Annotated in this window: 12 protein-coding genes; 8 read left to right on the plus strand and 4 right to left on the minus strand. The window is 67.1% G+C overall.

Going from position 1 to position 13,103, the window contains the following annotated elements; translation table 11 throughout:
* Positions 1 to 28 precede the first annotated feature (28 nt).
* Genes EJI00_RS04050 through EJI00_RS04065 form a run of 4 tightly spaced genes read left to right on the plus strand, consistent with a single transcriptional unit; the run spans position 29 to position 2,314 of the window.
* The gene (locus tag EJI00_RS04050) at positions 29 to 571 is read left to right on the plus strand and encodes a DUF1439 domain-containing protein (protein ID WP_258501519.1); all 543 of its coding nucleotides are present in this window, start codon (positions 29 to 31) and stop codon (positions 569 to 571) included.
* A complete protein-coding gene (locus tag EJI00_RS04055; protein ID WP_126746189.1) occupies positions 568 to 1,560 on the plus strand; it encodes a glycerophosphodiester phosphodiesterase in 993 nt (330 codons plus the stop codon). The genes EJI00_RS04050 and EJI00_RS04055 overlap by 4 nt, the downstream gene beginning before the upstream one ends.
* On the plus strand, positions 1,557 to 1,835 hold the full coding sequence (locus tag EJI00_RS04060) for a hypothetical protein (RefSeq protein WP_126746190.1): 279 nt from the start codon (positions 1,557 to 1,559) through the stop codon (positions 1,833 to 1,835). Before EJI00_RS04055 ends, EJI00_RS04060 begins: the two co-directional genes overlap by 4 nt.
* Positions 1,836 to 1,846: 11 nt before the next feature.
* The gene (locus EJI00_RS04065; RefSeq protein ID WP_126746191.1) at positions 1,847 to 2,314 is read left to right on the plus strand and encodes a DUF411 domain-containing protein; all 468 of its coding nucleotides are present in this window, start codon (positions 1,847 to 1,849) and stop codon (positions 2,312 to 2,314) included.
* Positions 2,315 to 2,343: 29 nt separating this feature from the next.
* Here EJI00_RS04065 and EJI00_RS04070 read toward each other — a convergent pair whose 3' ends face one another.
* Positions 2,344 to 3,642 carry an NAD(P)/FAD-dependent oxidoreductase gene (locus tag EJI00_RS04070; RefSeq protein WP_126746192.1) on the minus strand — a complete coding sequence of 433 codons (1,299 nt, stop codon included), beginning with the start codon at positions 3,640 to 3,642 and terminating at the stop codon, positions 2,344 to 2,346.
* 40 nt (positions 3,643 to 3,682) lie between these two features.
* Between EJI00_RS04070 and EJI00_RS04075 the strand changes: the two genes are divergently transcribed.
* Both EJI00_RS04075 and EJI00_RS04080 read left to right on the plus strand, forming a co-directional pair.
* Positions 3,683 to 4,732 (plus strand): P1 family peptidase, encoded by a 1,050-nt coding sequence (locus EJI00_RS04075; protein WP_126746193.1) that lies wholly within the window; start codon positions 3,683 to 3,685, stop codon positions 4,730 to 4,732.
* Positions 4,733 to 4,739: 7 nt separating this feature from the next.
* A complete protein-coding gene (locus EJI00_RS04080; RefSeq protein ID WP_126746194.1) occupies positions 4,740 to 6,137 on the plus strand; it encodes a TAXI family TRAP transporter solute-binding subunit in 1,398 nt (465 codons plus the stop codon).
* Positions 6,138 to 6,303: 166 nt separating this feature from the next.
* Here EJI00_RS04080 and ettA read toward each other — a convergent pair whose 3' ends face one another.
* On the minus strand, positions 6,304 to 7,965 hold the full coding sequence (ettA, locus tag EJI00_RS04085) for an energy-dependent translational throttle protein EttA (RefSeq protein WP_126746195.1): 1,662 nt from the start codon (positions 7,963 to 7,965) through the stop codon (positions 6,304 to 6,306).
* Positions 7,966 to 8,263: 298 nt separating this feature from the next.
* On the opposite strand from ettA, the gene EJI00_RS04090 reads away from it, so the two are divergent.
* Positions 8,264 to 10,078: a DEAD/DEAH box helicase gene (locus tag EJI00_RS04090; protein ID WP_126746196.1), complete on the plus strand. Its 1,815-nt coding sequence runs from the start codon at positions 8,264 to 8,266 to the stop codon at positions 10,076 to 10,078.
* Positions 10,079 to 10,155: 77 nt separating this feature from the next.
* On the opposite strand, the gene EJI00_RS04095 is transcribed toward EJI00_RS04090, so the two are convergent.
* Positions 10,156 to 10,587: a hypothetical protein gene (locus tag EJI00_RS04095; RefSeq protein WP_126746197.1), complete on the minus strand. Its 432-nt coding sequence runs from the start codon at positions 10,585 to 10,587 to the stop codon at positions 10,156 to 10,158.
* Positions 10,588 to 10,831: 244 nt separating this feature from the next.
* On the opposite strand from EJI00_RS04095, the gene EJI00_RS04100 reads away from it, so the two are divergent.
* On the plus strand, positions 10,832 to 11,845 hold the full coding sequence (locus tag EJI00_RS04100; RefSeq protein WP_126746198.1) for an endonuclease/exonuclease/phosphatase family protein: 1,014 nt from the start codon (positions 10,832 to 10,834) through the stop codon (positions 11,843 to 11,845).
* Between the two features lie 25 nt (positions 11,846 to 11,870).
* On the opposite strand, the gene EJI00_RS04105 is transcribed toward EJI00_RS04100, so the two are convergent.
* Entirely contained in the window at positions 11,871 to 13,067 is a 1,197-nt protein-coding gene (locus EJI00_RS04105) for a mandelate racemase/muconate lactonizing enzyme family protein (RefSeq protein ID WP_126746199.1), read from the minus strand.
* Between the last annotated feature and the right edge of the window lie 36 nt (positions 13,068 to 13,103).

A 13,103-nucleotide genomic window follows, 5' to 3' on the forward strand; every position in this document is an offset into this window, starting at 1 on the left:
CCCCCTGCCCTACCCTTCCCGCCGCTGGATGCTGCGCGCTCTCCTGGGCGCCGCGGCCTTGCAGTCGCCGCTCTCGGCGCTTGCCGGCTTCAACTTCTTCACCAGCGAGTACACCGCAACCCGCGATGAGCTGCAAACGCAGATCGCCAAGCGCTTTCCGGTGGCCGAGCGCTACGCCGAGATCTTCATGGTCGGCCTGCGCGACCCGCAGCTGGGCCTTGACGCACGCGGCAACCGCGCGGCCATCACGGCCACGCTGACCATTGCGAGCCCCCTGCTCGCCACATCGCCCGTGCAAGGCGTGGTTTCGGTCAGCAGCGCGCTGCGCTACGACGCCGCCACGCGCGCGCTGCGGCTCGACCAGCCCAAGGCCGAGCGGCTCGAGCTGCAGGGCGTGGAGGGGCGCGATGCCGAGCGGCTGCAAAAGATGGGAGCGGTGGTGGCGCAGGAACTGCTGCAGGGCCAGGTGCTGCGCAGCTTTACCGCGGACGAGCTCACGGTGGGACGCAAGACCTACGAGATCGGCGACATCACCGTTCAGGACGACGGTATCAAGGTGCAGCTGAAATGAAATACCCACTGCTTGCCGCCGCACTCCTCGTTGCGGGCTGCGCGGCCATTCTCCCCACGGCCAGGCAGCACTTCGACCTGCAGGCCCACCGGGGCGGGCGCGGCCTTGCGCCCGAGAACACCCTGGCGGCGTTCTCCAGGGCCATCGACCTGGGCGTGACCACGCTCGAACTCGACATCGGGCTCACGGCCGACGGGGTGGTCGTCATCTCGCACGACACCGCGCTCAATGCCGACCACACGCGCGATGCGAACGGCGCCTGGCTCGCGCCGAAGACCGGCGCAACCGTCCGCTCTCTCACGCTGGCGCAGCTTCAGAGCTACGACGTGGGCCGGCTGAACCCCACGAGCAACTATGGCAAGCAGTTCGCGCTGCAGCAGCCGCGCGACGGTGAGCGCATTCCCACGCTGGCGGCCTTGTTCGACCACGTGCGCGCACGCGGCGCGAGTGCGGCCACGGTCCGCTTCAACATCGAAACCAAGATCGACCCGACCAGGCCCGACGATACCGCCGCGCCCGAGCCGATGGTGCGCGCCCTGCTGGCAGAAATCGACAAGGCGCAGATGGGCGGCCGGGTGACGATCCAGAGCTTCGACTGGCGCACGCTGGCGCTGGTCGGCCAGCTTGCGCCCCAGTTGCCGCGGGCTTACCTGAGCTCCCCGCGCACGCTCAAGGACAGCCGCTGGACGGCCGGCCTCAACGCGGCCGACTTCGCTTCGACACCGCAGCTGGTCAAGGCCGCCGCCGGCAAGACCGGCGCGCCCGTGGCCTGGTCCCCGGCCTATGCCGACCTGACGCCGGCCGCCATCAAGGAAGCGCAGAAGCTCGGCTTCAAGGTGCTGCCCTGGACCGTGAACCAGCGCGCCGACATGCTGCGGCTCATGGACTGGGGCGTGGACGGCATCATTACCGACTACCCCGACGTGCTGCGCGAACTGATGCGCGAGCGCGGCCTCTCGCTGCCGCCGCCCGGAAAGGCCGGCACATGAGCGCCGCAGCGCAACTCGACGCCATCGGCGCGCGCATCGACGGGCTGCGCAACGGGCGCGGCGAATCGATCACCGCGCTGTCGAACGAAGCACGCGCAAGCAGCGAACTGCTCGCGGCCCTGCCGCCGCGCTATGGCGAAGTGCTGCTGAACCTGCTCGACCGGCTGGAATCGAGCGCGCTGTTCAGTGAAGAGAGCTGTTCCTTCAGCCAGAAGGACCTGCTCGACAACCTGCAGGTATGGGTCGGCAAGGCCCGTGCGCAACTGGCGTCCTGAGGAGAACCCGCATGCAAAGACGAACCCTTCTTCTGCGCGCCGCGCCGGTGCTGGCGCTCGCATCGACGACAGCATGGCCACTGGCCGCATGGGCCGCCGCGCCGATGGTCGAGATCTGGAAAGACCCGAACTGCGGTTGCTGCCAGGACTGGGTAAAGCACCTCAACGCGAACGGCTTCGCAACCCGTGTGCACGACAGCGGCAACGATGCCGCACGCACGCGGCTCGGCATTCCGGCCAAGCTGGGCTCGTGCCACACCGGCCTCGTCGGCGGCTATGCGCTGGAAGGCCACGTGCCCGCGCGCGAGGTGCACAGGCTGCTGCGTGAAAAGCCGAAGGCCGCCGGCCTTGCCGTGCCCGGCATGCCGGTGGGTTCACCCGGCATGGACGGCGCCGCCTACGGGGACAGGCGCGATCCCTACGACGTTCTGCTGGTGCTCGCCGATGGCGGCAGCCGCGTCTACCAGAGCTATCGCTGAGGCGGACCCGCGCCGAGGGAACGCTCCGGTCAGCTGAAGCGGCCGGGGTCGAAAGGGGCGAGCGGCGTCTCGGGCGTAGTGCCCGCAAGCAATTGCGCTGCGAGCTTGCCTGTGCGCGCAGACCCGCACAGGCCGACGTGCCCATGCCCGAAAGCCAGCACCACATCCGCACTGGCCTTCGAGGCGCCGATGCATGGCAGGCCATCGGGCAGGCTGGGCCTGTGGCCGAGCCAGTGCTTCACCGAAGTTGACTCCACTGGCTGATCGCCGAGCGCGGGGAACATCGATTGCAGATGCCGGTGCAGGATCTCGGCGCGGCGCCAGTCGGGCGCGGCATCGAGCCCGCCGATCTCGACCTGCCCCGCGGCGCGCAGCCCGCTGTCCATCCAGTGCGCGATGAGCTTGCCGTCGGCCACCATCGTCGGCGTGCCCGGCCCCACTGCGGCGCCTTCGACAACGACGTGATAGCCGCGCTCCGATTCCAGAGGCACCGGGGAACCGGCCGCCGCGGCCAGCGGACCTGAGCGCGCGCCGGCGCAGATGGCAGCGGCGTCGCAGGCGATTTCCCCGGCTTCCGTCAGCACCGCGCGCAGCCGCCCGCCTTCGATGCGAAAACCCGTCGCGCGCGTTGCCACGCGCTGCGCACCGGCCGCGAGCGCATGCTGCGCGAGCGCGGCCACGTAGGCGCCCGGATTGCGGCAATGCCCGGCCTCGGGCACGAAGATGCCGAGCGTGTAGCGCGCATCGAGATCCGGCTCGCGCTGCCGCAGCTGCGGCTCAGCCCATTCTTCCCATTGCACGCCGGTGCGCCCACGCACGCGCCAGCCGAGCGCGTCGCCCTCGAACTCTTCGCGCGAACGGTAGGCATGCAGCAGCCCGCGCTGTTCGATGAGCTGCGGCACGCCGGCCTCGGCGGCAAGCCGGGCATGCAGCGCCGGTGCGTCGGCGAGCAGCGTGCGCAGCGCGTCGGCGGTGCGCTGCACGCGTGCCTCGGTCCAACCCGAAGCCAGGTAGCGCAGCAGCCACGGCAACGCGCGCGGCAGGTAGCGCCAACGCAGCGCCAGCGGGCCGAGCGGATCGGCCAGCCAGCCCGGCACCTTGCGCCATGCGCCCGGCAGCGCGGGCGGCACCACCGAGTGAGAGGACAACCAGCCCGCGTTGCCATAGCTCGTCGCGTGCGGGCCGCCAGGTTCGCCAGGCTCCATCACCGTCACGCGCAGGCCCGCGCGCAGTGCCTCTATGGCTGTTGCGCTGCCCACGGCGCCCGCGCCGATCACGACCGCGTGGCGCACAGCGCCGCCCGCGGAGAAACTTCTTGCAACTGTCATGGCGCCTATCGTAGAGGGCGCGGTCCCATAATCGGCCGCCATGCCTGTTTCGTCATCCGCACCCACTTCTCTTTCTTCGTCTTCAGGCGCCATCACCGATGTCTCCGACATCGAAGTCGGCCACTTCTCCGACACGCGCCGGCCCACCGGCTGCACCGTCATCCTTGCCCGCGAGGGCGCGGTGGCCGGCGTCGACGTGCGCGGCGCCGCACCGGGCACGCGCGAGACCGACCTGCTTGCGCCTGGCAACCTGGTGCAGCAGGTGCACGGCATCATGCTGGCGGGCGGCAGCGCCTGGGGCCTGGCTGCCGCCGAAGGCGCGATGCGCTGGCTCGAGGAGCGCAACATCGGCATGGACGTGCGCTTTGGCACCCTGCCCATCGTGCCCGCGGCCGTGCTGTTCGACCTGCCCATGGGCGATGCGCGCATCCGGCCCGATGCCGCGGCCGGCTATGCAGCCTGCGAGGCCGCCACCCGCGATGCGCCGGAAGAAGGCAACGTGGGCGCCGGCAGCGGTGCGCTCGTCGGCAAGCTCTTCGGCGTGCACCGGGCAATGAAGGGCGGCATCGGCACCGCCTCCGTCACCGTGGGCGGCGTGACGGTCGGCGCACTCATCGCGGTCAATGCGCTGGGCGACGTGATCGACCCCGACACCGCGCAGCCGGTGGCCGGCGCACGCACCGAAGACGGCCTTGCGCTGCTCGACACGCGCCGTGCACTCTTGCGCGGCGACCTCCCCAAGCCGCTGCTCGCGGGCACCAACACCACGCTCGGCGTGATCGCGACCGATGCGGTGCTGACCAAGGTGCAGGCCAACCGCCTTGCCAGCGTGGCGCACGACGGCCTCGCGCGCGCCATCAACCCGGTGCACACCATGAGCGACGGCGACACGCTGTTTGCGCTGGCCACCGGCCGCGTTCCGCTCGAAGGGCCCGGCTCCGAATCAAGGCCCGGCATGACCGTGCTCGGCACCATGGCGGCCGAAGCGGTGGCGCGCGCCACCTTGCGCGCCGTGCTCGCGGCACGCGCCGTCACCGTCGGCGAATTGCATGTTCCCTGCGCGGGCGACCTCGCAGCAACGAAAGATTGAACTCCCCATGGCCATGCCCAAGACGTTGAAACTGATCCTGCTGTCGATACGCGATCTCATCGCCTCCGCGGGTCCGATCGTGTTCCTCGTGATCGGCGTGCTGATTGCCGCCTATTGGTGGCTGCAGCCGCAACCGCCCAAGCACGTGACGCTGGCCACCGGTCCCACCGGCAGCGCATACGCGCAGTTCGGCAAACGCTATGCCGAGGTGCTCAAGAGCAGCGGCATCGAGGTGGAGCTCAAGGCCACCACGGGATCGACCGAGAACCTGCAGCTGCTGCGCACGGGCGGCGCCGACGTGGGCTTTGTGCGCGGCGGCAGTGCCGACCCGGTGGCCGACGAGGAGGCCGGGCTCACCTCGCTCGGCAGCCTTTTCTTCGAACCGATATGGCTCTTCTATCGCGCCGACACCGCGCAGAAGATCGACCGCAAGACGGCCACGCTGACCTCGCTCACGCAGTTGCGCGGCTTGCGCGTGAACGTCGACATGCCGGGCAGCGGCCTGCCCGAGATCATGGACAGGCTCTTCAAGGCCAACCACCTGGAGGCCGACGCGCTGCAGCTTTCGAACCTTGAACAGGCGGCCGCGGCCGAGGCGCTGCAGGCCGGCCTGCTCGACGTCATCGTGCTGGCTTCGGCGCCGCAGTCGCCGCAGGTGCAGCGCCTGCTGCGCGCACCCGACATCAAGCTGATGGACTTCGGCCAAGCCGACGCCTATTCGCGGCGCTTTCCCTTTCTTTCGGCCGTGACGCTGCCGCGCGGCGTGGTCGACCTGTCGAAAGACCTTCCGCCCTCGGACGTCACCCTGCTCGCGGCCACCACCTCGATGCTGTCACGCGAAGAAACGCACTCGGCGCTGCGGCAACTCTTCGCGCAGGCCGCTCAAGGCCTGCACAGCGATGCGGGCTGGTTCAACCGCGCGCGCGACTTTCCGAATACCCGCACCAGCGAACTGCCCGTGAGCCCCGAGGGCGACCGCGCCATCAACGGCACGCCGCCGTTCTGGCAGCGCTACCTGCCGTTCTGGGCCAGCAACCTGATCGAGCGCATGTGGCTGGTGCTTGGCGGCCTCTTGGTGCTGATGCTGCCGCTGAGCCGCGTGGTGCCGCCGCTGTACCAATTCCGCGTGCGGCGCCGTGTGTTCCGCTGGTATGCGCGGCTGCGCGACATCGAAGCCAAGATCGACGCGCAGCAGGGCGGCCGCGAGGAATTGCTGAGCGAACTCGAGGAACTCGACCGCGTGGTGAACAAGGTGGCCGTGCCGCTTTCCTACGCCGACGAACTCTATGCGCTGCGCAACAACATCCACGCGGTGCAAAAGCGCGTGCAACTGCGCTGGCCGCAGCCGGGCGACTTCGCGCCCCGCACGCCGCCGCCGAAAGCGCCTGCTGCAGAGACCGCTTGATCGACGAAAAAGCGCGCTGCCCCTTGCGGAGCAGCGCGCTCTTGTCGAAGCACCCTGAGGTCTCTTCCGGAAACACCGAGGAACCGGCTTGCCGGGCCTCAGGTGTTGCCCCCCCGGGATAGGGGTTGGCGAAGCGACACGAAGTGCGTGAAGACTGGGGGCGAGCCTATTTCAGAGCCTTGTAGCGCATGCGCTTGGGCTTGGCGCCTTCTTCGCCCAGGCGCTTCTTCTTGTCGGCTTCGTACTCCTGGTAGTTGCCGTTGAAGAAGGTCCATTGGCTGTCGCCTTCTGCCGCCAGGATGTGCGTGGCGATGCGGTCGAGGAACCAGCGATCGTGGCTGATGACCATCACGGTGCCGGCGAACTCGAGCAATGCATCTTCCAGGGCGCGCAGGGTTTCCACGTCCAGGTCGTTCGACGGTTCGTCAAGCAGCAGCACGTTGCCGCCCGCAATCAGCGTCTTGGCCAGGTGCAGGCGGCCGCGTTCACCGCCCGACAGCGTGCCGACCTTCTTCTGCTGGTCGGCGCCATTGAAGTTGAAGCGGCCCGCGTACGCGCGGCTCGCCATCTGGAACTTGCCGACATTGATGATGTCCAGGCCGTTCGAGATGTCTTCCCACACGGTCTTTTCGGACGCCAGCTCGTCGCGGTGCTGGTCGACGAAGGCCATCTTCACGGTCTGGCCGATGATGACCTCGCCCGAATCCGGCTTCTCCTTGCCCGCGAGCAGCTTGAACAGCGTCGACTTGCCGGCGCCGTTCGGGCCGATGATGCCGACGATCGCGCCCGGTGGCACGGTGAAGCTCAGGTTGTCGATCAGCATGCGGTCGCCGAAGGACTTGCTGACGTTGTGGAACTCGAACACCTGCTGGCCCAGCCGCTCGGCCACAGGAATGAAGATTTCCTGCGTCTCGTTGCGCTTCTGGTATTCCATGTCGCTCAGCTCTTCGAAGCGGGCCAGGCGGGACTTGCTCTTGGCCTGGCGAGCCTTCGGGTTCTGGCGCGACCATTCCAGTTCCTTCTTCAGCGCCTTGGCGTGGGCTTCTTCGCTCTTCTGCTCCTGCGCCAGGCGTTCGCCCTTCTGCTCGAGCCAGGTGCTGTAGTTGCCCTTCCACGGAATGCCGCGGCCGCGGTCCATTTCCAGGATCCACTCGGCCGCGTTGTCGAGGAAGTAGCGATCGTGGGTAATGGCCACCACGGTGCCGGTGAAACGCTGCAAGAACACTTCGAGCCACTCCACCGATTCGGCGTCCAAGTGGTTGGTCGGCTCGTCGAGCAGCAGCATGTCGGGCTTGGACAGCAACAGGCGGCACAGCGCCACGCGCCGCTTTTCGCCGCCTGACAGCAGGCCGATCTTCGCGTCCCACGGCGGAAGGCGCAGCGCGTCGGCGGCAATTTCCAGCTGATGCTCGGAATCGGTGCCGGCGGTGGCGATGATGGCTTCGAGCTGGGCCTGCTCGGCCGCCAGCGCGTCGAAGTCGGCGTCTTCGGCACCATAGGCGATGTACACCTCTTCGAGGCGCGCCTTGGCCGCAAACACCGCGCCCATGGACTCCTCGACCGATTCGCGCACGGTGTGCTCGGGGTTGAGCTTGGGTTCCTGCTCCAGATAGCCGATCGTCATGCCCGGCATGGGCAGCGCCTCGCCCTCGAACTCCTTGTCCACGCCCGCCATGATCTTGAGCAGTGTGGACTTGCCCGAGCCGTTCAGGCCGAGCACGCCGATCTTGGCGCCGGGGAAGAAGGAGAGCGAAATGTCTTTCAAGAGCTGCCGCTTGGGCGGCACGGTCTTGCTGACACGGTTCATCGAATAGACGTATTGGGCCATCTGTGGATAGTTACCTTGGGTAGCGGAAATAGGGGAAAGTGCGGGCGCCCAAAGAAGCTTTCGGACGCGGCAAACCATGGATTATCGACTCATGCGACAATAGGCACCGTTGCCGGGTCCAGTTGCCCGCAACACCGGCTCTCTGCCGGGGACGAAGAAAGACCTTTCCAACCCTTTTGCGAGGGCGGACTTTCCGGCTCCCACCCCTGACCTTCATCTGCCTTGACTGGCTCGGCGTTACCAAAAGACGCCAAGCGGGCCGATGCCACTGCGCCGTGTATGGCGCTTATTGTTTCCAATGAATTTTGATGAACTGAAGCTGGCTCCCGCCATCTTGAAGGCTGTGCACGAGCACGGTTACGACACCCCCACCCCCATCCAGGCGCAAGCCATTCCCGCGGTTCTCGATGGCCACGACCTGCTCGGCGGCGCCCAGACCGGCACCGGCAAGACGGCCGCCTTCACCCTGCCGATGCTGCACAAGCTCAGCACGGGCGCCAGCGCCACCAACAAGTTCGGCGGCATCGGCATTCGTGCGCTGGTGCTCACGCCCACGCGCGAACTCGCGGCCCAGGTCGAAGAGTCGGTCCGCACCTATGGCAAGTACCTGGAGCTCGACTCCACCGTGATCTTCGGCGGCGTGGGCATGAACCCGCAGATCAGCAAGCTCAAGAAGGGCGTCGACATTCTCGTGGCCACCCCCGGCCGCCTGCTCGACCTGCAGCAGCAAGGCATGCTCGACCTGAGCCAGGTCCAGATGCTGATCCTCGATGAAGCCGACCGCATGCTCGACATGGGCTTCATCCACGACGTGAAGAAAATCCTCGCCCTGGTGCCCCGGGAAAAGCAGAGCCTGCTGTTTTCGGCCACCTTCAGCGACGAAATCCGCGATCTGGCCGCCACGCTGCTCAAGAACCCGCAAAGCATCCAGGTCACGCCGCGCAACACCACCGTGCAGCGCATCACCCAGGTGATTCACCCGGTGGGCCGCGGCAAGAAGAAGGCGCTGCTCGCGCACATCATCAACGAGAACAAGTGGAGCCAGGTGCTCGTGTTCACGCGCACCAAGTTCGGCGCCAACAGCGTGGCCGAGTTCCTGACCAAGAACGGCATCCAGGCGATGGCGCTGCACGGCAACAAGAGCCAGAGCGCACGCACGCAGGCGCTGGCCGGCTTCAAGAGCGGCGACATCCGCGCGCTGGTGGCCACCGACATCGCCGCCCGCGGCATCGACATCGACGAGCTGCCGCACGTCGTCAACTACGAAATCCCGAACGTCAGCGAAGACTACGTGCACCGCATCGGCCGCACCGGCCGCGCCGGTTCGAGCGGCGAGGCCGTGAGCTTTGTCTGTCTGGACGAAGAAGGCTTCATGCAGGAAATCGAACGCTTCACCAAGCAGACGATTCCGGTGCAGTTCATCGAAGGCTTCGGCCCTGAAGACGGCGAACGCGCCGAGCCCATCGCCATGGGCCGCCAGACGATCTGGGGCGGCGCAGGCCGTCCGCCGAGCCGCGACGTGATGCAGGCGGCCGCCAAGGCTGCCCGCACCGAAATGCTGCAACGCATTCGCGAGAACAAGGCCGGCCAGGGTGGCGGCGAACGCGCCGGTGGCGGTGGCGGCAACGGAGGCGGTCAACGCCGTGGCGGCGGCCAAGGTGGCGGCGGTCAAGGCCGCAACGCCAATGGCGGCGGTGGCCAAGGCCAAGGCCCGCGCGGCCAGGGCGCTCGTCCGGCACAAGGCCGCGGACCGCAAGGCCCGGCGCGCGCACCGCACCATGCGCCCCAGCATCATCAACAGCAGAATCATCTGCCGCATGACGAGCGCCAACCGCGCCATCACGGCAACAGCCACAGCCCGACGCAAGCCAACCAGGTTGCGCACCTGCGCGCCGAAGCGGTCGCGGGCGGCGACGGCCAGCCTGATCCGTTGCGCACGAGCGTCGACCACATGGGCGGCGGACGCGGTCGCGGCCGTCCGGGCGGCGGCGGTGGTGGCTACGGCGGCAACCGTTCGGGCGGCGGTGGTCGCTCGGGTGGCGGCGGTGGCTACGGCGGTGGCGGTGGCAACCGTTCCGGTGGCGGCGGCGGTGGGCGTTCGTTCGGCCGTTAAGCGGAACCGCGGGTAGAACACCTACCCCGCAATTGAACAAGGGCACCGAGGTGCCCTTTGTTTTTTCCGAGACCGCCTCAGAGCTTCCCACTGTCCGCGGGGTTGTGCACGATCTGGATCAGCACGTCGGGCGTGTACGACTTGGTGCGCGAGATCTCGGCGATTTCCCCACCTGCGGTGCCGGCGAAGACCAGCACGCCCTGCCCCTTGTAGGCCAGGTAGTGACGCCACCGGTCTGTTCCGTTGTAGGTGGGGATCCAGGCCTTGCCTGTGTTCCTGACGGTTTCGGCGTTGGGTTTGCCCGCGATCTTGATGACTTCCGCGTAGCTCATGCTGGGCCGAAGCTGCGCAAACGCAGTGCCGGGCACCGGCTGGCCGACCACGGTGCGCTCCTCGTCTTCCTGCGCGGCAACGAGCGCGCGCCGGCCAGGCTCGTACAAAGGGGCAGACTGGCACGCGGCGAGTGCAGCGCACGCCAGCAAGACAGCACAGGTCGATCGAATCGTCATCTTCTATTTCCTCCCGTTGGGCATTTGGCGCGGAGCATGGGTCTGCGCGAGTGCGGACTCAAAAGGCCGCAGCATTGAATTGTCGTTTTACAAGTCCCGACATAAACGTCGTCAGAACACAAATTCAGCACATTCCTCGCGCCTTTGTCAGCGACGCAACAAAGCCGCACCGGCCGCCTCTTCGCCCATTAATACCAAAGGTATCGCTCCGTCCGCCACGACGGGCGGACACAATCGCGGGGCCATGCAATACATCCCGCCCAACTACGCCACGCTCTTTGTCGCCACGTGCAACCTGCTGAATCTCGCGAACCCGCATCGGGTGTTCTACGAGAACCAGGATGCCTACGACGAGCGTGAATACGAACGCAAGATCGGCTGGATCGGCGAGCGCTTTCATGCGCTCAACGCCGATGTGCTCGCGGTGCAGGAGGTCTGGGACGAGAGCGCGCTGAAGGCCGCCATTGCGCGCAGCGGCTTGCGCTATGACTTCGTCTCGGTACCCGGCGCCGAGAACACGCCGCCGCACGACGGTGCGCAAGGCACGCCGCGGGTCGGCATTGCCACGCGGCTGCACGTGGACCACGCCCAGTCTTTTGTCGGCTTTCCGCCGGGCTTCGGCGTCGACGTGCCGGGCCTGGGCCCGCACACGCGCTTCGAGCGACCGCCCTTTCTGGTCACGCTGCGCATGAAGCACGGGCAACAGGTGCATGTGCTGACGGTGCACCTGAAGTCCAAGCGCCCGAAATTCCTTCAAGACGCGCAAGGCAATCACCTGGAAGACCGAGAGGACCGCAAGGTGGGCGCGATGGCTTCGCTGCGCTCTCTGGTCATGCGGGGGGTCGAGGCCGCCGCCCTGCGCTGCATCGTGATCGATCTGCTGCAAGGGACGGACACGCCGCTGGTGGTGATGGGCGACTTCAACGACGAGCCGCACAGCGTGACCACGCAACTGGTGGCCGCCACTTCCGACGTGGCCTACGACAAGGCCGCGCGCGACGTGGCGCTCTTCAACGCCTACGAGATGCAGGGCGAGTCGGCGCTCAAGAAAGACGTGGCCTATTCGCACATCCACCAGGGCTTTCCGGCGGTGCTCGACCAGATCTTCGTGAGCGAGGAGTTCGTTGCGGCCAGCCGGCGCAGCCTGGGCGACGTGCGCCGGGTCGATTATTTCAACGATCACCTCCACGAAGGGCGCGACCGCTCGCGCTCGGACCACGGCTTTGTGCGTGCGCTGCTGAGGCTGCGCACCGACTGAACGCAATCGGCCAACGAAGCAAAGCTCAGAGCTTCGAAACCCGCACCATCGCGTCGGCCCGCTTGTGCAGGTCGGGCAGCAGCTCGAGGCCGAGCCCGGGATTGTCGTTCAGGCTGATCATGCCGTTCTCGACCTTCGGCAGCTCGGTGACGAGTTCCTTGTACCAGCCGGTGAAGAAGGCGCGCACGCTCTCCTGGATGAGCGCGTTGGGCGCATGCAGGCTCAGGTGCGTCGACGCAGCCCACACTACGGGGCCGGTGCAGTCGTGCGGTGCCACCGGCAGTTGCCAGGCATCGGCCATGGCGGCGATCTTGCGTGCTTCGGTAAGGCCGCCGCACCAGCTCAGGTCGAGCATGGCCACGCCGGCCACGCCGGTCTGCAGGTAGTCCTTGAAGCCCCACTTGTAGCTGAGCGTCTCGCTGGCGCAGATGAGCGCATCGCAATCCTTCGCGTACTGCTTGAGCAGGTCGAGGCTGTCCATGCGGATGGCGTCTTCGTGCCAGAAGGTGTCGAACTCCTTCAGCGCGCGGGCGATTTTTTGCGCCATGGGCAGGCGCCACAGGCTGTGGAACTCGACCATGATGTCCATCTTGCTGCCGACGGCCTTGCGGATCTTGCGAAACGGCTCCAAGGCGGTGTCGAGATCGGCATTGCTGATGTACTGGCCGTGGCTCTTTTCCGCAGCGGGGTCGAACGGCCAGATCTTCATGGCCGTGATGCCTTCGGACAGCAGCGATTCGGCCAGCTCGTCGGCATGGTACAGAAAGCCCTGCAGGTCTTCGTAGGGGCCGTTGTTGTTGGACAGGCCCCAGTTGGAGCTGGTCTGGTTGGTCGCGCTGCGAATGTATTGATAGCCGGCGCAGGTGTTGTAGATGCGGATCGCGTCCCGGCTCTTGCCGCCCAGGGCGGTGTGCACCGGCATGTTGGCGGCCTTGCCGAACAAATCCCACAGCGCAATATCGACGGCCGAGTTGCCGCGCGTTTCCACGCCCGACCCGCGCCAGCCCAGATAGCCGGTGATGTCGCGGTTGCGCGCCTCGATCTGCAGCGGGTCGGTGCCGAGCAGCTTCAGCGCCGCCCATTCATGCAGATAGGCTTCGACCGCCTCCGCGCCCATGAAGGTTTCGCCGAGGCCGACCAGGCCCTCGTCGGTGTGCAGGCGCACCCACAGGATGTTGGGAAACTCGCCAAGGCGGATGGTTTCGACTTCGGTGATCTTCAATTTTTGAAACTCCACAAAAAAAGGGCCGCGGCAGCT

Source organism: Variovorax sp. DXTD-1 (genome assembly GCF_003984625.1).
Taxonomy (GTDB): Bacteria; Pseudomonadota; Gammaproteobacteria; order Burkholderiales; family Burkholderiaceae_C; genus Variovorax.